Below are 20,448 nucleotides of genomic sequence, written 5' to 3' on the forward strand. Positions count from 1 at the left end.
TGGTTTGGTGGCGGTCAAGATTTAACGCCTTATTATCTGTTTGAAGAAGATGCAAAACATTTTCATCAGACTTGCAAAACGGCTTGCGACAAACACAATCCAGATTTTTATCCAAAATATAAAAAACAATGTGACGAGTATTTCTGGAACGCTCACAGAAATGAAGCCCGGGGAATAGGCGGATTATTTTTCGATTATTGTAAAGCTACCGAAGAAATGTCAATGGAAAATTGGTTCAGTTTCGTAACAGAAGTCGGTAATAGTTTTCTGGAAGCATATGTTCCAATTATCGAAAAAAGAAAGAATTTAACTTATACGTCAGAACAAAGAACGTGGCAAGAAATCCGTCGTGGAAGATATGTTGAATTCAATTTGGTACATGACAAAGGCACGCTCTTTGGCTTAAAAACTAATGGCAGAATCGAAAGCATTTTGATGAGTTTGCCGCCACATGTTCAATGGGTTTACGACCATCATCCTATGACTGGTAGTGAAGAAAAAAAATTAATTAAAGTACTAGAATCACCAATTGATTGGGTTTAAAAAGTATAAATAAATATCATAAGTTAAAATAATTGAAGCGGAATTAATAATTAACAAAACGAAATTTTGTCCACTAAGTTTAAAATTTCCTTTAATAAAAAAGTATAAATTTTGTATAAGAAGCACAAATGAAATTATAATAAATAATGGAACTCCTATATAAATTAATAATGTAGCAGAACCAATATCACCTGTTTCAAAATTTGTAATTTTATATAAACTTAAATAAACAAGCGTAAATAGACTAAGGATTATTCTTTTTTTCATAAAACAAATATAAAAAAATATGTTCCCACTACAAAGAGGCCGAAGATTACGCGTGAACGAAAGTATTCGTTCATTAGTTCGCGAAACAACATTAAGTCCATCGGATTTTATGTTTCCAATGTTCATTGCAGAAGGCGAAAACGTAAAAGTTGAAATTCCTTCAATGGTTGGTATTTACCGTCGTTCAATCGATTTAACCGTTGAAGAAGTCAAAGAATTGTTCGCTTTAGGAATTCGCGCCGTAAATATTTACGTAAAAGTCGACGAATCGCTAAAAGACAACACTGGAAAAGAAGCTTGGAACCCAAACGGATTGATGCAACGCGCCATCAAAGCTATCAAAGCCGCTTGCCCAGAAATGATTGTTATGCCCGATGTAGCTTTGGATCCGTATTCTATTTATGGGCATGACGGAATTATTGCGAATGGCGATATAGAAAACGATTCAACCAATGAAGCTTTAGTAAAAATGGCCGTTTCTCACGCACAAGCGGGAGCCGATTTTGTAGCACCAAGCGATATGATGGACGGTCGCGTGTTGCGTTTGCGTCAAGGATTGGATGCGGCAGGATTTCAAAATGTGGGAATTATGAGTTATTCCGCTAAATATGCTTCGGCATTTTACGGGCCGTTTCGCGATGCTTTAGACAGCGCCCCTGTTGATAATGCGGATATTCCAAAAGATAAAAAAACCTACCAAATGGATTATGCCAATCGCATCGAAGCCATCAAAGAGGCCTTAATGGATGTTGAAGAAGGCGCCGATATGGTGATGGTAAAACCAGGAATTGCCTATTTAGACATTGTTCGCGAAGTCAAAAATGCGGTGAATGTTCCCGTAACCGTTTTCCACGTTTCAGGCGAATACGCCATGATAAAAGCCGCGGCCGAAAGAGGTTGGCTCGATCACGACAAAATTATGATGGAGCAATTAATGTGTATCAAAAGAGCAGGAGCTAGTTTAATTTCGACCTATTTTGCAAAAGAAGCGGCTATCATTTTAAACCAATAACAATGAAAAAAGTAGCCTTATTAGCATGCCTATTATTTCTTTTCTCTTGTAAAAAAGAAGGCGAAGAAACTTTTGGGCAACCCAATCCAACCGAAGTTTCACAAACACCTGAGGAACTCGGGAAATCTATTTTTGAAGGAAAAGGGAATTGTGCGGCTTGCCACAGAATGGATGAAAAGCTAGTAGGACCAAGCATTCAAGAAATTGCGAAAATCTACAAAGCGCAAAACGGGAATATGGTTTCCTTCCTAAAAGACGAGGCAAAACCAATTGTAGATCCTTCACAATATGAAGTGATGAAAACCAATTTAGCGCTTACAAAAGAAATGTCAGACGAAGAATTAAAAGGATTGGAAGCCTATATTTACAGCACTATTAAATAGTTTTTGGAGCTATTCCCGCTATCCGCTGTATCCACGCAAAAAAGCGTGGGATGCCGCTACTATCGGGGCTAAAAACCTATCGTTTTAATCAACCTTTATTTTAATTATTTACCTAAAAAATATCTCAACGATTTTATGTATATTCGTATTATTAGAATTTAAAAACCAAATAAACTACCACCCATGAAATTACTTAAAAAAATTGCACTGTGGACCGTAATTAGTCTGTCGTCATTAATTGTTTTGGCCTATGTTTTTAATGTCGATTATTTATTAAAAGCAATTCGAACCATCTATTTAAAAGGACATCAAACTGCTTTTTTAGAAGATTACAAAGAATTTGATAACGATACTATTTCAAAAAGTACTGTCGCTCAACCCTGGGCAATTCATAAAGATTACAATAAAGTTAAAGCTACTCCTGAATTAGAAAATCTTCACAAGGAAGTCGGAACTGTGGCTTATCTTATTATAGAAAAGGATAGTATTTGGCACGAAAGTTACTACGATGGTTTCGATAAAAACTCCAAATCCAATTCCTTCTCCATGGCCAAGAGCATCGTTTCGGCAGCACTTGGAAAAGCAATAATGGAAGGAAAAATTAAAAGTTTGGACCAATTGGTTTCTGACTTCTTCCCAGAATTTAAAGAAGGAAAATCGGCGACGATGACCGTAGGTGATTTGTCTTCTATGGCTTCTGGATTGAATTGGGACGAGGCCTATTATAGTCCCTTTTCTATTACTACTCGCGCGTATTTCACTGATGAATTGGAAAAAGTAATACTTGGATTAAAAGGGGTTGATGAACCAGGTAAAAAATACAAGTACTTAAGTGGTAATACTCAACTTTTAGCTATGGTAATTGAAAAAGCAACGGGTGAAAAAATACCAAAATATGTTTCTAAAAACTTCTGGCAACCAATGGGTGCTGAAAACGATGCGCTTTGGCAAACCGATAAAAAAGGTGGAGTGGTAAAAGCATTTTGCTGTGTGGCAAGTAATGCAAGAGATTTTGCCCGTTTTGGAAAATTATACAAACAGTATGGAAAATGGAACGGCAAGCAATTATTAGACAGTGCGTTTGTTGCAAAATCAATTACACCAAGGTTTAAAGAATCTCCAGAATATGGTTATGCATGGTGGTTAAGCGACTACAAAGGCAAGAACATATTTTATATGCGAGGTCATTTGGGTCAATACGTAATCGTGATTCCAGAAGACGAATTAATCATTGTGCGATTAGGAAATCGTGTGAAAAAATCTAAAAACTCGCCACATAGCGAAGACTTCTTTGTTTACATTGATGAAGCCTACAAAATGCTTGGCAAATGATAGATAAAATACTCCTCGAAAACATTCTTTTTCTTGATATAGAAACCGTTCCTGAAGCTTCCGATTATAACGAATTGGATATAGATATGAAAGACCTTTGGGAACACAAAACACAATACCAACGAAAAGAAGAATATACGCCAGAAGATTTTTATGACCGTGCAGGAATTTGGGCTGAATTTGGAAAAATTGTCTGTATTTCAGTGGGTTATTTTACCATTAAAGGAGACATTCGAAACTTTAGAGTGACTTCCTTTTTTGGAGAAGAAAAGAAAATTCTTCACGATTTTATCAATCTGTTGAACAATCATTTCAATAAGCCGCAGCATATATTGTGTGGGCATAACGCCAAGGAATTTGATATTCCATTTATTGCCAGAAGAATGATTATCAACCAAATTTCCCTTCCAAACAAGCTGAATTTATTTGGAAAAAAACCTTGGGAGATTCCGCATTTAGACACATTAGAATTATGGAAATTTGGTGATTATAAACATTACACTTCCTTAAAATTAATGTGTAAAGTGCTTGGAATTCCTTCATCAAAAGGCGACATTGACGGAAGTCAAGTAGGGCATGTTTATTATGTAGAAAAAGATATCGATAGAATTGTAACCTATTGCGAAAAAGATACCATTGCTGTGGCGCAAATATTCTTGCGTTTGCGTAGAGAAGATTTACTGATTGAGGAGGAAATTATTCACGTTTAATTTTATATTTGATTTATTACTTTTACAAAAAAATACAAATTATGGTTTTAAGTAGATTTTGGTTGGTTATTTTTATTTCGTCAATTGCATTTGTATTAATTAGCTTGTTTTCTGGAAACAGTTACACGCTCGATTTTATGATCAATGGGAAAAAAGACGATCCAATTATTATTTCTGAAAAATACCTTAACCAAGTTCCCGCTTTTATTAAGGACAGCATCGAAAAAGCACCTGATCAAACGATTGTAATTGATAATATTACTTCTAATCCAGATACGACCTATGTGTATTCTGCGAAAACTGTAAAAATTTTCAGCGGAGTTCAAAAATCAGATGGTTTGTTACCAACTTGTAAAAGCACTTTGCTGGATTTAGTATTACCACTTCTGGCATATCTGGCTTTTTTCTGCGGATTAATGGAGCTCCTAATTATTTCTGGAGCTTCAGAAAAACTGGCGAAATTGCTAAGTCCCGTATTTGTAAAAGTGTTTCCAAGTGTTCCAAAAAACCACCCTTCTATTTCATTTATGACCATGAATTTTGCTGCAAACTTCCTAGGTTTGGATTCTGCGGCAACACCTTTTGGCTTGAAAGCTATGGAAAGTTTACAAGAAATAAACCCTGATAAAGCCAAAGCCAGCGATGCTCAAATAATGTTCATGTGTTTGCACGCTTCTGGACTAACATTAATTGCGACTTCAATAATTGGTTATCGCGCTGCTGCAAATGCTACGAACCCTGCCGACGTGATGTTGCCTTGTATCATCACATCATTTATAGGCACCATTGCAGCCTTTTTAATTGTAGGAATCAAGCAAAAAATCAATTTCATTAGCGCTTCGTTAATAGTTGGATTAATGACATTAATTGCAGCCATTGTAGGATTATTGATGTATGTGAACCAATTGGATATCATTGGTAAAAATTATTTTACTTCCAATTTATCTGCGTTGATATTGATTGTAATCATCGCTTTTACTCTGCTATTTTCATTTTTTAAAGAAAAGAAATTTGCCGAAGCCAATACCACTGTTTTTGAAGCTTTTGTAACAGGAGCAAACAATGGTGTAAAAACTGGAGTTACCATTTTTCCTTATGTTTTGGGAATGCTAGTAGCAATTTCCTTATTTAGAAACAGCGGTTTGTTTGAAATAATTAGCGAATGGATCGCTTTTGCTTTTTCAAATATGGGCGTGAGTAAAGAAATCACCGATGCTTTACCAGTTGCTTTGCTAAGACCATTTAGCTCAGCGGGATCACGTGGATTTTTAATTGATTCTATGAATACTTTTGGAGCCGATTCCTTAACAGGAAGATTAAGCAGTATTTTCCAATGTAGCGCCGAAAGCACTTTTTATGTAATTGCCGTTTACTTTGGTTCTGTGAATATCAAAAATACACGTTATGCATTGAGCACAATGCTTTTAGTGGATGTGATTTGTGTGATTACAGCAATATTTGTTGCCAGTTGGTTTTTTTAAAAATCAAATTTCAATTGGACTACAATTGTTTTCTTGATTTCGGTATTTAAATTACTCAAAGAAATCCCCAACAAACGAACTGAATCTTTCATGCGTTCTTGGAACAACAATTCTTTTACGGTATCGAACAATAGCGATTTATCTGATATAAAATAAGGCAACGTTTTACTTCGTGTTTGCTGTGTAAAATCGCTGTATTTTATTTTTAAAGTTACCGTTTTCCCAGCAATTTTGTGTTTTTTCAATCGGCGGTCTAATTCAGCGGCGATGGTTTCTAAACGCTCTTGCATAAAAATCTCAGAAGTTAGATTTTCATCAAATGTGTGTTCGGCAGCTACCGATTTTGTAATCCGATTGGGTTTTACTTCGCTATTGTGAATGCCACGAACTACATAATAATAGTAGGTTCCCGACTTCCCGAAATGTTTTTCTAGGAATTCTATGGGTTTGCTTTTCAAATCCAAACCGGTAAAAATTCCTAATTGGTACATTTTTTCAGCAGTTACTTTTCCCACTCCATAAAATTTTCGAATGGGTAACTCCTCCAAAAATGGAATTACCTCATCGGGTGAAACTGTTTTTTGGCCATTGGGTTTGTTAACATCACTAGCCACTTTAGCGATAAATTTATTTATAGATATTCCTGCTGAGGCCGTTAGCCCTACTTCGTTGAGAATTCGAAATCGGATTTCTTGGGCAATTAGTGACGCGCTAGGATTTCCTTTTTTATTATTGGTTACATCAAGATAGGCTTCATCAAGCGAAAGCGGTTCCACCAAATCGGTATAGTCGTGAAATATTTTTCGGATTTTTTGGGAAATCTCTTTATAACGATCAAATCGAGGTTTTACAAAGATTAAATCGGGGCAATATTTTTTTGCTAATGCGCCACTCAAAGCACTTCGAACTCCAAATTTTCTTGCTTCATAACTGGCAGCAGAAACTACGCCGCGGATTTCATTTCCTCCAACAGCCACTGGTTTCCCTTGTAAATCGGGATTATCCATTTGTTCGACAGAAGCATAAAAAGCGTCCATGTCGACATGTATGATTTTTCGTAATGGAGTGGTTTCAGACATACTACAAATTTAATAAAATTGGCTCGAGTACCTTGTTTATTGTGATGAAAAAGAAATTTGTTTTTAAAAAAGAATTGGTACATTTGAAGAACGAATTAGCCCAGATTGCAGCGGCATCCCACACTTTTTAGTGTGGATATAGCGGAAAGCTGGATAAAGCTCCAAAAAGAAAAAAATGATAGAAATAGAACGCAAATTTTTAGTAAAATCGGAGGAGTTTAAAACAATTTCATTTGCAAAAAATGAGATTTCTCAGGGTTATTTAAACTCGAATCCAGAGCGAACTGTTAGAGTTCGAATCAAAGGAAACCAGGGCTATTTAACCATTAAAGGGAAAGGCAATGAAACAGGAATGAGCCGTTTGGAATGGGAAAAGGAAATTCCAATTGATGAGGCTAAAATGTTGCTTAATCTATGTGAAAGCGGCGTAATTTCTAAAGTGCGTTACGAAGTAAAATTCGGAAATCATGTTTATGAAGTCGATGAATTTTTTGGAGAAAACAAAGGGCTAATTTTGGCTGAAATTGAATTGCAGTCGGAAGAGGAAGTGTTTGAAAAACCAGATTGGTTAGGGGAAGAAGTGACTAATAGAGAAAAATATTACAATTCTTATCTGAGTAAAAAACCGTTTATAAACTGGTAATTAGTTTTCTATAATTTCCAGTTTAACTAATATAACACCGCTATTTTTGTTGGAAGCTATTTCCATAAAGGCACGTTTTGTTAAATCAATTTCTCGTCCTTTTGAAAAAGGTCCGCGGTCAATTACCTCAACAATTACCCATTTTCCATTTGATTCATTGGTTACTTTTAGTTTCGTTCCAAAGGGTAATTTTCTATGGGCAGCAGTATATTTATTATTATTAAAACGAATTCCACTTGAAGTTCTTCTACCGTTAAATTTATTGGCATAATAAGAGGCGTGTGCTTTGGTCTTAAATGCCTTTAATTTTATTCGGGGTTTAATGGTGTCAACTGCTATTGATTTATTTTTAGCAGTGTCAATTACTACTTTTTGAGTAATTTTTTTGCTACCTTTTTGAGCTTGCATTTGTACTCCATATAAAAAGAGGCACAAGATTGCGGTGAATACTATTTTATTTTGTTTCAACATAAATAGGTGTTTGAAAGAAATGGTTAATTATTATTAGACGAAAGTCTAAAATTATTAAAACCATAAATGCCATGGAATTCTAGCTAAAATTAAAAGTAGCCCTAATGTATAAAAAACAGCAAAAGATTTGAATTTTAATTCGCTTGTAGTGGCCTTTTTATGTTTGGACCAACCGATAGTTATTAAAACCAAGGCAAGAACATTAATTAGCGGGTGTTCTAGCGAAGTTAATCTTGCTTCTGCTACTTTCATGCTGAATCCAGCTAAGCCGAGCGGAGAAACGAAATATAAGATTAAACCAACTAATAATTGTACATGTGATCCTATTAATCCGAACAAAGCGATTTTTCGGTCTTTGGCAGTAAATTCTTTTTTAGAAGTAAAGCCAATAATTGCGTTAACAACAGCTAAAATTAGTAATAATAAAGCTAAATAAGCCCAGCCAGAATGAAATTTTTGTAAAAAGGTGTATAAATCCATGGTGTGTTTTATTATTTTAAATAACAAATATAAAGAAAAAAGCATAAAAAAAACGGCATTCTTTTCAGAATGCCGTTTTAAGAGTATATAAATTACTTTTTTCTGATTAGAAATTGTAGCTTAATGTGAAGTTCCAAGTTCTACCGAAACCGAAGAATACTTGGTTTCCTGTTGCAACTCCGTTGTACAATCTTCCTGCAGCAGCATAAGTTGTAGCTGGTGTTACTCCAGGTACTGCATCGTCAGCAAAAATATTTGTACTAGATTCAGCAATGAAAACTTTATCTAATAAGTTGTTTACATTCAATCTGAATTTTACTGATTCTGTAGAGTTAGCTAAATCCCATTTGTAAGAAACACCTGCGTCAATTAAATCAAAGCTTGGTAATTGTAACGTTCCTTTGTTAGTAGCGCTTGTGAATGAATTTGGATTAATATCAGCGTATAATTGATCATTAAAATTATAGTTTACATCGAAAGACATGTTTTTAGTCACATCAATTACTCCACCTAAAGCAGCTGTAACTTGAGCAGTGTTACCCACTTTTACATTGTCTAAATACAATGTTGTAACTGTACCTCCTGCAAATGGATTTCCATTTTGATCAAAACGATTACTGACACTGTTTCCTTTGTAGAACCAGTTTCCGTATGAGAACATCCCTGTTAATTTAAAGTGAGAGAACAATTTATATCTTGTTTCTAACTCAAACCCTTGGTGAACCTCAGTAATTCCCTGGAAATCATAATAACCTCCTAGATTGTTTACTACGTCAGTATCATTTCTTCTTTGGTATCTGTCTTTCCATTCCGTATTGTAAACGTTTACATTAACGTTTAATTTCGCATCTCTATAACCGTAACCTGCTTCAAATCCTAAAACTTTCTCGTTAGTTAAGTTAGTATTAACTACGTTAGCATTGTTTGGGAAAACAGCATTTAAAAATGGTTGTCTTGAATAGTATCCTGCATTTACGAATGCATTGTGGTTGTCATTGAAGTTATAATTTGCTCCCGCTTTGAAGTTACCTCCCATTATGTTCTTTTTTGCAGATTCTTGTAATGGATTGTTATTAGCGTAAAGGAAATAATCTTGTCTTTGGAAGCTTTGTTGAGAAACCGATGCTTGTACAAAAGCAGTTAAGTTGTCTTTTTCATATTCCGCTTGACCAAAAGCACCCAACCAATTCACTAGTCCGTTCCAGTTTCTTAAAATTGGCGTACCTTGAATTGCTTGGTAAAATGGGTTTAAAGATGGTGTAGGAGAAGAAGTTGCGCTAGTAAAAAGATTAGGGTTATTTACATCCGCAACATCTTTAAAAGTAGTAGCTCCTAAAAGATCATTTAAATATCTTACGTGAATTCCTTTGTAAGTTCTTAAATCCAAACCGAAGTCAAGAGAAAGGTTGTTTAATTTTTTATCTAAATTGATAATTCCTCCGTACCAGTCGTGAGAGTTAATACCAGCAATTTTAGAAACTCCATTAGTAGCTTCAGTTCCAGCAGTATTAACATATTGACCTCCAACTAAAGCTCTTGTAGCTGGTGCAAAAGTAGCAAACGCAGATGTTGCAGGTAATTGAACCGTTTGACCTGAGTTATAAGCATATAATTTATCAAAGTCAACTGTTCCAGTTCCGTTTGGAGCAGTTCTCCATCTGTCGTCATTAAAGTTTAAACCAGCTGCTCTACCCCAAGCACCTGATCCACCTCCACGACCCCAAGAACCGTATACGATAGTAGATAAATTGGTAGTTTCATTAATTTTATAATCCCAGTTGATAGAAGCTACTGGTTTGTTATAAAAATTCTGATTCATATTGTATTCACTTCCTTGTAAGTATCCCCAATCTCTATTATATTTAATCGCTGGAGTTCCTCCTCCTACAGTTAAATATTGAGCTAGAGTAATTCGTGTAGATCTTTGGTGGTGCCATTGTGCAGCTCCAGTGAAAGTAAATTCAAATTGGTGTTTGTCATTTAATTTATATCCAAGACCTAAGAAATAGTTAGTTCCTTCGAAATTTGTTCCGTCAACAAAACCGTCTCCTCTTGTTCTGCTTAATAAGAAAGAAGTAGACAATCCATTTTTCATTGTTCCAGTTGAATAAGAAAAAGTAGATTTAAGGTAGTTGTCGTTACCTATTGAAGAAGCAATAGATCCACCTTCTTTCATGTCAGAAGATCTAGTTACGATGTTAATAGTACCTCCTACAGAAGCAATCGCTAGTTTAGAAGCTCCTAAACCTCTTTGAACTTGAACTGATGAAGCTACATCAGTAAGTCCAGTCCAGTTACTCCAATAAACAGCACCGTTTTCCATGTCGTTTACTGGCATACCGTTAATCATAACCGCAATGTTTTCTTGAGCGAAACCTCTAATGTTTACTCTAGAGTCACCAAAACCTCCACCTACTTTAGAAGCATATACAGAAGGCATGTTTTTCAATAAGTCTGGAAATTCTTGATTTCCTGCTTTAGCTTGTATTTCTGCCGCTTTAATAGTAGAAACAGCCACTGGTGTTTTTCTTTCTTTAGCAACGTCAATAATGCTACCTCTAACCACTACTTCATCAAGTTGATTTGACTTAACAGTGTCTTTCTTAACAGCTTGTGCGAATGACGCAGTGGCTACAAGAAACAGTCCAAAAAATAAATTAATTTTAAAATTTTTCATTTGTTGTTTGTTTAAATTTTTGCAAATTTCAGTATTAAATTTGTCCTATATGTTAATAAAATGTTAAATGATAATTATATGTTAAAATGTTACAGTGAATGTTAATAAAAAATAAAAATAAATTCAAATATTTTAATAATTAACACTTTGCTTAAGTAATTATCAAACAATTGGGTTTATATTCTAATTTATCTGTTATTTTAAATAATAATTTAAAAGAAAATTTGTAGAACCGTCGTGCTTCTTAACCTCTTTAGTGTTAATTTCATCCAAAATGGAGTTCGCCAATTGTTTTCCTAATTCCACTCCCCATTGGTCGTAACTAAAAATATTCCAAATTACTCCTTGAACAAATATTTTATGTTCATACATAGCAATTAAAGCCCCTAAAGATTCTGGAGTTAATTGATCTATTAAAATAGTATTCGTGGGTTTGTTACCCTCAAAAACTTTAAACGGGGTCAAATAATCGGCTTTTTCAGAGGAAATTCCTTGTTGGTTAAATTCATCTCGAACTTGGGCTTCGGTTTTTCCATTTAATAATGCCTCGGTTTGTGCAAAAAAATTGGACATTAATTTATCGTGATGGTCTTTATTGCCATACAATGAATTTACATAACCAATGAAATCGGTAGGGATCAATTTTGTTCCTTGGTGAATTAATTGGAAAAAAGCGTGTTGAGAATTAGTTCCTGGTTCGCCCCAAATTATCGTTCCTGTTTGGTAATTAACTGGGTTTCCGTCACGCCCAATACTCTTTCCATTGCTTTCCATAATTCCTTGTTGAAGGTATGGAGCCAACTTTTGCAAATATTGTGTGTACGGAATTAACGCTTCGCTTTCGGCACCAAAGAAATTATTGTACCAAATGCTTAGTAAAGCGAAAACTACTGGTATGTTTTTATCGAAGGAAGCGGTTTTAAAATGTTCGTCCATTTTATTCGCCCCTTTCAAGACTTTATCAAAATTGTCAAATCCTACGGCTAGACTAATTGATAATCCAACGGCACTCCACAATGAAAATCGTCCTCCAACCCAATCCCACATTGGGAAAACATTATCTGCATTGATTCCAAATTCAGTTACGTTTTTAATATTGGTGGAAACCGCTACAAAATGTTTAGCCACGTCTTCTTGCTTGGCTGATTTCAAAAACCAAGAACGAATGGTCTCTGAATTAGTTAACGTTTCTTGTGTGGTAAACGTTTTTGAAACAATTACAAAAAGGGTGGTTTCAGGATTTATTTTTTTGATGATTTCGTTCACATGATCGCCATCAACATTGGAAACAAAATGAACGTTTAAGTGATTTTTATAATATTGTAATCCTTCCACAATCATTGCTGGCCCTAAGTCTGAACCGCCAATTCCAATATTTACCACATCGGTGAACGCCTTGCCTGTATATCCTTTTCTAAAACCATTCAACACTTCATCGGTAAATACTTTTATTTTGTTTTTAACTTCGTAGATTTCAGGAATTACATTTTGTCCGTCCACAGTAACAATTGAATTTTCAGGCGCTCGTAAAGCAGTATGAAGCACCGCTCTGTTTTCGGTTCTATTGATGGCTTCTCCTTCAAAATACACAGCAATCGCTTCTTTCAAATGGACTTCATTGGCTAAATTTAGAAGTAAATCCATGGTTTCTTGATTGATTCTATTCTTAGAATAATCAATTAAAAAGTCGTTCCACTGAATATGAAATTTCGATGCTCTAGAAGAATCTTCCTGAAACATATTTTTCATGGAAACCGTTTTCATAGTTTCAAAATGTTCTTGAATTGCTTTCCAAGCAGCTGTTGAGGATGGATTTGTATTTTGTAAGGCCATTATTAGGAAGTCTTAATTAGATTTTGAATTGCAAATTTACAAATAATGTTTGTAAAGTAAACGTGAAGAAATAGTATATGAAAAAGGGATTATTTTTTTTTGAATTCGATAGCGGCAACCCGGTCCAATTCTTTTTTTAATGGAGTCATTTGTTCTAAAAAACGAGGCAAATTCTTTTTGCTCATCGGCTCAGAATTTGGTAATTTCAATCGTAAAGCGTCTACTTGAACTCCATTTTTCCAAAATCGATAACACACGTGAGGGCCTGTTGCAAGTCCGGTACTTCCCACTTTCCCAATAATATCTCCTTGGTTTACTCGTTGACCTCGACGCGCGATAATTTTGGACATATGTAAATATTGAGTCGAATAGGTATTATTGTGTTTTACTTTAACAAAATTTCCATTTCCTGCTGTAAAACCGGTTTGTTCTACCACTCCCGAAGCAGTTGTCATAATTGGCGCTCCGTGGGGTGCTGCATAATCGGTCCCTTTGTGGGCTTTCCAGATTTGCTGCACTGGATGAAATCTATTTTTAGAATAACGCGAGGTAATATTTACAAATTTCAAAGGCGCTTTTAGGAAAAAGTTCTTAAGGGCTTTCCCTTCCTCGTCAAAGTATTCTAATTTATTGGAATTGGCATCTTGCGAAAATGGAAACGCATAAATTAATTTGCCTTTGTATTCAAAGAAGGAACATTTCAAGCTATCCACACCATCATAAATCGAATCGTTTATATACCTTTCTGTAAAAGTTACCGCAAATTTATCGCCTTTTTGTAATTTGAAAAAATCAATCGACCAAGCGTAAACTTTAGAAATAGAGACAGCTAATGCTCCGTCAACTCCTTTTTTTACTAATGTTTCAGATAAAGATCCGTCTAGTTTCCCCGCAATAGTTCTGCGGCGAATGGTAACAGGTTCAATGTGTTTATAGACTTTAATGGAATCTTTCAAATCGATAACATAATAACTTAAACGATCGGGTTGATAGATAAATGCGCGGATTTTTTTAGATTTCCCTTTGGATCTCAAAATTGTATAGGGCTTGTCTATTCGCATCAATCGAACGTCAAAAGTGTCTTTAACTTTCTCGACGATGTCATACACTTTTAGGTCACCTAAATTTTGTTTTTCAAGGATACTCCCAAAGGTATCGCCGTCCCTAATGGTGTCGTGGACAACATCAAAATGATTGAGTACAAATCCAAAAGCAACAACAATAGGTTCTTTACGAATAGTCTTATCCTTTTCCGATTTATTACAGGAAAACAATGTTGCTATTAGTAAAAGTATAATGCTAGCTTTTTTCAAACCGTATTTTTAGGTATTAATTCTCAGCTCCCCAGTTTTTCAATTCTTCTTCGCTCCACAACTCAGGGAAAAATATTCTTCTTTGGTATTTTGGATGCATGTATTTTTTCCAATCGCTTCCCCCTGTTGCTTCCCCATTTCCTTGTCCGCTTGACTCAATATATTTTCTAGCTGCGTTTAAGTGCCCCATCACCCAAGTGATATTTACGGTATGATCGTAATGGCGCATTGCTTTAATTAATTCAGGATTTTTTTGGTCGGATTCAGGTAGTTGTTTGAATTTTTGCCACAAATTAATTGTGTTGTATTCTTCCATTGATCGAAGAAATTGAGCCTTATATTTTCGTTCAAATTCTAGAATTAAATAGGACTTTTCACCCGTTGAATGGTCTTTACCTCCAGCTTGCCAATACAAATGTTCTAATGCATGTTCGTAAGGAGTATTTCTATCAATTGTAGCTCTAAAACGATAATCTATTAAGTTGATTAGATCGGTAGAGGCAAACTCAATTAAACGATATTGGGCACTTTGAAATCCACTTGCAGGTGTTAATGTATTTCTGAATTTCATGTATTGATCTACTTCCATTCCGTCGCCCATAATGTCAAACGAAGTGGTGAGCATATCAAAATAGCGACTAATTCTCATTAATCTATCCGTGAAAAATGCAGTCTCTAAATTATCATTTTTGCAAATTTGCTCTATTTCCCACAATATCATTTTGAATAACAATTCGTTAACCTGATGGTACATAATAAATACCATTTCGTCAGGAAGAGTAGTTCGTTGCACTTGCAAATTTAAAAGCGCGTCTGTTTGAATATAATCCCAATAAGTAATTGGTTTCGACCAAAGTAGTCCTTCTAAATGTGTTTCCGTTTTTTGATTGATCTTTTGAAATTTATCTTCTAATTTTTGAAGGATCTCTTTGGATATATTTTGATTTTCCATTCTTAATTTACTTTTATTGTGAAAGAATTTTTCAATCCTTTAAAGCCATCTAAATCTGCTTTTATTGATCCAACGGTTAAGCTCGCCTGAATTCTAACTGGGATTTTATTATCGTCGTCTGAAATCCAAACAGTAAGAGCTTCTTGTTCTTTGAAAACTCTTCCTGATTGAACTAATGGGCGAAAAATCATAGTTGGGATTACTCCAAACTTAGTACTGAGATCTTCTCGGCCGATAAATTTAAGCTTAAATTTTGTAGTTTCCTCATCAAAGAACATATCAATCGAAACCGATTCTCCAACTTTTAACTTATTTATGGTTGGATAATTTCTCAAATAATAAAAAGTTGAAACGATATCTTGTGTATTATTTGGGATTACAAATGTTCTTTCGGTTTTGTTATCATAATCTTTAACTAAAACTCGATCTGAGGCTTGATTGAAAAACCCTTCTTGATTTTTTGTATAACCTCCTTCATTAATTTTTCGAACGTATTTGTATGGATTTCCAGTAACTTTATCAAAATAACTTTCATAAAGGTCGTCCACTTTAAAAAAGAATCTTGACATTCCTGTAGAATATCCTTTTCCGATTACGTGATACACTTTTTTGTTATTAATAACGCCGTCTTTGACTTCAAGTGTTGCATATCCTGCATTAATCAATCCGTAATGAACTCGGAATTTAAACCATTCTCCGGTTTGAAAAGCGTCTTCACGTTGCGTGTCAAAACTAAAAAGTAGGGGAAATATTAGGAGGATTACTAATTTTTTCATGGTATTGGTTATTATTTTAATTGCATGTACAATATTTGTTCCAAATGTAATAAAAACAAAAAAACTCAGTCAAATAATGACTGAGTTTTTATGCTATTAACCAACCAAAAAATTATAAATTATGAAAATTTATACAAAAATGAGGAAACCACTCCTTATTTCTGAGTACAAAGATATTCAAAATGTTGAATTATAATTAGCAAAAAATGAACTTTAACATTTATTTTGCAAAGATAATTCCCTTTCGGCTGATTTCTTTATGAAAAATTTAAGGAAATCTATATTTATTTATAAAGTTCCTCTTAAAGATTGCTCTCTTTCAATAGATTCAAAAAGCGCTTTAAAATTTCCAGCACCAAATCCTTTTGCTCCCATTCTTTGAATTATTTCAAAAAATAATGTTGGTCGGTCTTGAACTGGTTTGGTGAAAATTTGCAATAAATATCCATCTTCATCGGCATCAACCATAATGGCTAAATTTTCAATTGCGTTTAAATCTTCTTTCATCATTTCCATGTGAACTCCTAATCTTTCAGGAATTGCTTGATAATAGGCATGAGGTGGCGCTGATAAAAATTCTACTCCACGTGCTTTTAATTGAGTAACTGTAGCGATAATATCATCGGTAGCAATAGCAATGTGTTGCACCCCTGGCCCGCCATAAAAATCTAAATATTCCTCAATTTGTGAACGTTTTTTTCCTTCTGCTGGTTCGTTGATTGGGAATTTAATACGTCCGTTTCCATTCGACATTACTTTACTCATTAATGCAGAATATTCGGTATGGATTTGTTTGTCATCAAAAGACAAGAAATTCACAAATCCCATAACGTCTTCGTAGAATTTTACCCAAGTATTCATTTCATTCCAACCTACATTTCCTACCATGTGGTCAATGTATTTCAATCCAACTGCTTCTGGATTGTAGTCGGATTTCCATTCTTTATAACCAGGTAAGAAAATACCGTTGTAGTTTTTTCTTTCTACAAATAGGTGAACGGTTTCTCCATAAGTATAGATTCCTGAACGAACTACTTCTCCAAATTCATCTTTTTCTACTGTAGGTTCCATAAAAGAAACGGCTCCTCTTTTCATGGTTTCATGGTAGGCGCTAGTGGCGTCTTCCACCCAAAGGGCAACAATTTTTACACCGTCGCCATGTTTTCTTAAATGGTCATTTATAGGAGAATCTTGGTTTAAAGGTGTGGTTAAAACCAATCTGATTTTATCTTGTTTTAGCACATAGGAAGTTCTATCGCGCACACCTGTTTCTAATCCGGCATACGCCAATGATTGATAACCGAATGCTGTTTTATAATAATGTGCTGATTGTTTTGCGTTTCCTACATAAAGTTCTACATAGTCGGTTCCTAGTAATGGAAGGAAATCTTGTGCTCCTTCAAATATTTTTTCTAATCCGTATTCTACAGATTTTACTTCTTTTGTTGACATTTTGATATGTTTTATGAGGTGAAATAATCGTTCCTCTTATTTCTAAATTTTGTTAATTATCGGAAACCCTAGCCCTGATAGTAGTGGAAATCCCATGTTGTTGTGAGGCACGAACAATAAGATGGATTGTAACGAATAGCAGGAAATAGCTCCAAATTATTCTGTCCAAGATTGATAATACTTTCCGTCGTCGAGGCCCATGGCTTCTTCGGTAACCATTAATGGTCTGAAAGTATCTACCATTACGGCTAATTCTTCTGTTACAGTTTGTCCGATACTTCTTTCCATTGCTCCTGGCGCTGGTCCGTGCGGAATTCCTTTTGGATGTAAAGTAATGTGTCCTTGCTCGATATTGTTTCGGCTCATAAAATCGCCGTCCACATAATAAATCACCTCATCGCTATCTATATTGCTGTGATTGTATGGTGCTGGGATTGATTTTGGGTGATAATCGTACAGTCTTGGAACGAATGAACATACTACAAATGTGGCTGTTTCAAATGTTTGATGTACTGGTGGTGGCTGGTGAACTCTTCCGGTAATTGGTTCGAAATTGTGAATGCTGAATCCGTATGGAAAATTATATCCGTCCCATCCGACAACGTCAAAAGGGTGAGTTGCATATACAATTTCATGCATCATTCCTTCTTTTTTGATTTTGATTAGGAAATCTCCTTTTTCATCGTGGGTTTCCAATTCGTTTGGCAAGATAAAATCGCGTTCACAAAATGGGGAATGCTCTAGATGTTGTCCTGATTCATTTTTATATCTTTTTGGGGTATAAAATGGTGTGAAAGATTCAACGTAGAACAGTCGATTATCGGAAGTTTCGAAATCTATTTGGTAGATTACCCCTCTAGGAATTATTAGATAATCTCCATATTCAAATGGAATATTTCCCAGCATGGTTCGTAATTTCCCTTTTCCTTTGTGGATGAATAGCATTTCATCGGCATCGGCATTTTTATAGAAATAGTTGCGAAGTGATGTTTTTGGAGCTGCCAAACCGATTGTACAATCTTTATTGACCAACATTGGTTTTCTACTGTCTAAAAAATCGTCTTCTGGTTTTACTTCAAACCCTTTTAGCAATAATGCTTTTATGTTTTTGCCAATTGCAATTTTAGGTTCTACTGAATACGATTTAAGTATTTCTTTTACTTGCGTTGGTCTATGAACGTGATAGGAAAGTGACGAATGTCCGTGGAATCCTTCAGTTCCAAATAATTGTTCGTAAAAAAATCCTCCTTTTGGATTTTCAAACTGTGTGTGTCTTTTTTGGGGAAACTCTCCGAGTTTATGATATATTGGCATCTTTTTATTGTTTAAAGTTTAAGATAAAAGTTGTTTAACTTCAAATATTTTTTTAATCAAAAAGAAATAAATCATTCTGGGTTTCTCTTGATGAGAAATTGTAAATAATCTAATAATCCAATCCATGTTGTTTTCATATAACAAATATCGTAAAAAATATATTATAAAAAAAAGCGACTTCAATTGAAGCCGCTTTTTTTTATTTTCTTTCGTTGTCTAATCTTTCAAATTCTTCCGGGTTATTTAATTTAGCATGTTTCTTACTGTAAAGAAAATAAACTGAGATACCAATTATTCCCCAAATAATAAATGCATACCAAGTTTCTTTTCTAACATATAGCATTAAAAATATATTAAATGAAACTCCTAAAGTACCAACTAAGTATAGAGCCGGAGTTCTATATGGTCTTTCTAATTCTGGTTTTTTATATCTTAGGATCATTACGGCAACACACACCATTGCAAAAGCTAATAATGTACCCATTGAACACATTTCTGAAACTTTATCAATAGGAGTAAATGCTGCTACGACTGCTATAATCGCACCAACTAAATAGGTGCTTTTATATGGTGTTTTAAAACTTGCATGTAAATCTTTGAAAAATGGAGGCAATAAACCGTCTTTTGCCATTCCTAAAAATATACGTGTTTGACCTAACATCATCACCAACATAACAGAAGTTAAACCCGCTGTGGCTGCAATTGTTATAATAAATACTGCCCAGCCTAAACCGTTTTCAGCAAATGCTGAGGCAACTGGCGCTGATTTATCTAATACATCATATTTTACCATCCCAGTTAATACTAAAGAAACTAGTATATATAAAACAGTACAGATTACTAATGAAGCAACGATTGCAAAAGGGACGTCTTTTTTTGGATTTATGGCTTCCCCTGCTTGTGTTGAAACGGCATCAAAACCAATATAGGCAAAAAATACAATTGTTGCGGCTGTCATAACACCTCCAAAACCAAAGTTAACTTTTTCTACACCATCAACTATAGTAGTTGTTTCAGCAGGAATAAATGGATGCCAGTTAGCCGTATCTATGTAGAAAGCCCCAACAATAATAACAAACAATACTACTGCTATTTTTACAATTACAATAATATTATTCGTTTTTGCAGCTTCTTTAATTCCTTTTATTAATATAGAGGTTACAATTAATGTAATAATTAATGCTGGTAAATTAATAGCAAAAGTTGGAGCAGCTACCCCAGCAATTTTTGCTTTTTCTATCGCTGTTGCTAAATCATTACAAAGCCAAAGTGGAATTTCTATATGAAATAAGTGCAGTAGTTTAACAAAATAACCACTCCAAGCTACCGCAACCGTTGTGGCTCCCATCATGTATTCGAGAATAAGATTCCATCCTATAAACCAAGCGAAAAGTTCTCCAACTGTACCATAAGCATAGGCATAGGCGGAACCTTCAACTGGTAATACTGAAGCGAATTCGGCATAACATAAAGAAGCAAATAAACATCCTATTCCTGCTATTACAAAAGAAAGCGCAAGTGCGGGTCCGGCATAATCATGCGCGGCAATACCTGTTAATGTAAATATTCCACCTCCAATAATAGCACCAATTCCTAATGAGGTTAAACCCCATTTTGTAAGTACTCTTTTTAAATCGTTTTTTTTCATGTCAGCTTCAAAAGCAGAAACTGGTTTAACTCTCCAAATAGACATAATGTGTGTTTTTTATAAATGTTTTCAAATATATAGA

General features: G+C 34.7%; 18 protein-coding genes. 7 read left to right on the plus strand and 11 right to left on the minus strand.

The features are described 5' to 3' along the window. The 6 genes from AC9UFV_RS06930 to AC9UFV_RS06955 form a co-directional block, all read left to right on the plus strand. A partial coding sequence (locus tag AC9UFV_RS06930) for a coproporphyrinogen III oxidase (protein ID WP_509574198.1) occupies positions 1–543 on the plus strand: 543 nt, incomplete at its 5' end. A gap of 286 nt (positions 544–829) precedes the next feature. Next, on the plus strand, positions 830–1,822 hold the full coding sequence (gene hemB, locus AC9UFV_RS06935) for a porphobilinogen synthase (RefSeq protein ID WP_509574200.1): 993 nt from the start codon (positions 830–832) through the stop codon (positions 1,820–1,822). Between the two features lie 2 nt (positions 1,823–1,824). Further along, entirely contained in the window at positions 1,825–2,205 is a 381-nt protein-coding gene (locus tag AC9UFV_RS06940; protein WP_509574202.1) for a c-type cytochrome, read from the plus strand. 183 nt (positions 2,206–2,388) lie between these two features. Continuing rightward, positions 2,389–3,537: a serine hydrolase domain-containing protein gene (locus AC9UFV_RS06945; protein WP_509574204.1), complete on the plus strand. Its 1,149-nt coding sequence runs from the start codon at positions 2,389–2,391 to the stop codon at positions 3,535–3,537. Next, on the plus strand, positions 3,534–4,247 hold the full coding sequence (locus tag AC9UFV_RS06950) for a 3'-5' exonuclease (protein ID WP_509574206.1): 714 nt from the start codon (positions 3,534–3,536) through the stop codon (positions 4,245–4,247). Before AC9UFV_RS06945 ends, AC9UFV_RS06950 begins: the two co-directional genes overlap by 4 nt. 41 nt (positions 4,248–4,288) lie before the next feature. Then, a complete protein-coding gene (locus AC9UFV_RS06955) occupies positions 4,289–5,728 on the plus strand; it encodes a spore maturation protein (RefSeq protein WP_509574208.1) in 1,440 nt (479 codons plus the stop codon). Here AC9UFV_RS06955 and dinB read toward each other — a convergent pair. Next, positions 5,725–6,807 carry a DNA polymerase IV gene (gene dinB, locus AC9UFV_RS06960; protein ID WP_509574210.1) on the minus strand — a complete coding sequence of 361 codons (1,083 nt, stop codon included), beginning with the start codon at positions 6,805–6,807 and terminating at the stop codon, positions 5,725–5,727. The two genes, AC9UFV_RS06955 and dinB, sit on opposite strands and share 4 nt — an antisense overlap. Before the next feature lie 175 nt (positions 6,808–6,982). Between dinB and AC9UFV_RS06965 the strand changes: the two genes are divergently transcribed. Beyond that, positions 6,983–7,450 (plus strand): CYTH domain-containing protein, encoded by a 468-nt coding sequence (locus AC9UFV_RS06965; RefSeq protein ID WP_509574213.1) that lies wholly within the window; start codon positions 6,983–6,985, stop codon positions 7,448–7,450. Here AC9UFV_RS06965 and AC9UFV_RS06970 read toward each other — a convergent pair whose 3' ends face one another. The 10 genes from AC9UFV_RS06970 to AC9UFV_RS07015 form a co-directional block, all read right to left on the minus strand. Next, positions 7,451–7,921 carry a septal ring lytic transglycosylase RlpA family protein gene (locus tag AC9UFV_RS06970; RefSeq protein WP_509574216.1) on the minus strand — a complete coding sequence of 157 codons (471 nt, stop codon included), beginning with the start codon at positions 7,919–7,921 and terminating at the stop codon, positions 7,451–7,453. It lies immediately after the preceding gene. A gap of 54 nt (positions 7,922–7,975) precedes the next feature. Then, the gene (locus tag AC9UFV_RS06975; protein WP_509574219.1) at positions 7,976–8,401 is read right to left on the minus strand and encodes a hypothetical protein; all 426 of its coding nucleotides are present in this window, start codon (positions 8,399–8,401) and stop codon (positions 7,976–7,978) included. A 106-nt stretch (positions 8,402–8,507) separates the two neighbouring features. Beyond that, entirely contained in the window at positions 8,508–11,078 is a 2,571-nt protein-coding gene (locus AC9UFV_RS06980; RefSeq protein ID WP_509574222.1) for a TonB-dependent receptor, read from the minus strand. A gap of 195 nt (positions 11,079–11,273) precedes the next feature. Next, positions 11,274–12,911: a glucose-6-phosphate isomerase gene (gene pgi, locus AC9UFV_RS06985; protein WP_509574225.1), complete on the minus strand. Its 1,638-nt coding sequence runs from the start codon at positions 12,909–12,911 to the stop codon at positions 11,274–11,276. Between the two features lie 89 nt (positions 12,912–13,000). Continuing rightward, complete coding sequence (locus AC9UFV_RS06990) at positions 13,001–14,224, minus strand: peptidoglycan DD-metalloendopeptidase family protein (RefSeq protein WP_509574228.1); 1,224 nt, start codon at positions 14,222–14,224, stop codon at positions 13,001–13,003. Positions 14,225–14,240: 16 nt separating this feature from the next. Further along, the gene (locus tag AC9UFV_RS06995) at positions 14,241–15,176 is read right to left on the minus strand and encodes a tryptophan 2,3-dioxygenase family protein (protein ID WP_509574231.1); all 936 of its coding nucleotides are present in this window, start codon (positions 15,174–15,176) and stop codon (positions 14,241–14,243) included. A 2-nt stretch (positions 15,177–15,178) separates the two neighbouring features. Continuing rightward, positions 15,179–15,952 (minus strand): DUF3108 domain-containing protein, encoded by a 774-nt coding sequence (locus AC9UFV_RS07000; RefSeq protein ID WP_509574233.1) that lies wholly within the window; start codon positions 15,950–15,952, stop codon positions 15,179–15,181. A gap of 288 nt (positions 15,953–16,240) precedes the next feature. Next, positions 16,241–17,404, minus strand: a complete 1,164-nt coding sequence (hppD, locus tag AC9UFV_RS07005) for a 4-hydroxyphenylpyruvate dioxygenase (RefSeq protein WP_509574235.1) — start codon at positions 17,402–17,404, stop codon at positions 16,241–16,243. A gap of 156 nt (positions 17,405–17,560) precedes the next feature. Continuing rightward, a complete protein-coding gene (locus AC9UFV_RS07010) occupies positions 17,561–18,718 on the minus strand; it encodes a homogentisate 1,2-dioxygenase (protein ID WP_509574237.1) in 1,158 nt (385 codons plus the stop codon). Between the two features lie 199 nt (positions 18,719–18,917). Next, a complete protein-coding gene (locus AC9UFV_RS07015) occupies positions 18,918–20,414 on the minus strand; it encodes an APC family permease (protein ID WP_509574252.1) in 1,497 nt (498 codons plus the stop codon). Positions 20,415–20,448: the final 34 nt, after the last annotated feature.

The organism is Flavobacterium sp., from assembly GCF_044349645.1.
Taxonomy (GTDB): domain Bacteria; phylum Bacteroidota; class Bacteroidia; order Flavobacteriales; family Flavobacteriaceae; genus Flavobacterium.

Excerpts from the sequence above, each read along its gene's own strand:
- AC9UFV_RS06975 (WP_509574219.1), bottom strand. The coding sequence starts at position 8,401 with ATGGATTTATACACCTTTTTACAAAAATTTCATTCTGGCTGGGCTTAT.
- AC9UFV_RS06995 (WP_509574231.1), bottom strand. The coding sequence starts at position 15,176 with ATGGAAAATCAAAATATATCCAAAGAGATCCTTCAAAAATTAGAAGAT.
- AC9UFV_RS06945 (WP_509574204.1), top strand. The coding sequence starts at position 2,389 with ATGAAATTACTTAAAAAAATTGCACTGTGGACCGTAATTAGTCTGTCG.
- AC9UFV_RS06940 (WP_509574202.1), top strand. The coding sequence starts at position 1,825 with ATGAAAAAAGTAGCCTTATTAGCATGCCTATTATTTCTTTTCTCTTGT.
- AC9UFV_RS06955 (WP_509574208.1), top strand. The coding sequence starts at position 4,289 with ATGGTTTTAAGTAGATTTTGGTTGGTTATTTTTATTTCGTCAATTGCA.
- AC9UFV_RS07010 (WP_509574237.1), bottom strand. The coding sequence starts at position 18,718 with ATGCCAATATATCATAAACTCGGAGAGTTTCCCCAAAAAAGACACACA.
- AC9UFV_RS07000 (WP_509574233.1), bottom strand. The coding sequence starts at position 15,952 with ATGAAAAAATTAGTAATCCTCCTAATATTTCCCCTACTTTTTAGTTTT.
- pgi (WP_509574225.1), bottom strand. The coding sequence starts at position 12,911 with ATGGCCTTACAAAATACAAATCCATCCTCAACAGCTGCTTGGAAAGCA.
- hppD (WP_509574235.1), bottom strand. The coding sequence starts at position 17,404 with ATGTCAACAAAAGAAGTAAAATCTGTAGAATACGGATTAGAAAAAATA.
- dinB (WP_509574210.1), bottom strand. The coding sequence starts at position 6,807 with ATGTCTGAAACCACTCCATTACGAAAAATCATACATGTCGACATGGAC.
- AC9UFV_RS06970 (WP_509574216.1), bottom strand. The coding sequence starts at position 7,921 with ATGTTGAAACAAAATAAAATAGTATTCACCGCAATCTTGTGCCTCTTT.
- AC9UFV_RS06980 (WP_509574222.1), bottom strand. The coding sequence starts at position 11,078 with ATGAAAAATTTTAAAATTAATTTATTTTTTGGACTGTTTCTTGTAGCC.
- AC9UFV_RS06950 (WP_509574206.1), top strand. The coding sequence starts at position 3,534 with ATGATAGATAAAATACTCCTCGAAAACATTCTTTTTCTTGATATAGAA.
- AC9UFV_RS06965 (WP_509574213.1), top strand. The coding sequence starts at position 6,983 with ATGATAGAAATAGAACGCAAATTTTTAGTAAAATCGGAGGAGTTTAAA.
- hemB (WP_509574200.1), top strand. The coding sequence starts at position 830 with ATGTTCCCACTACAAAGAGGCCGAAGATTACGCGTGAACGAAAGTATT.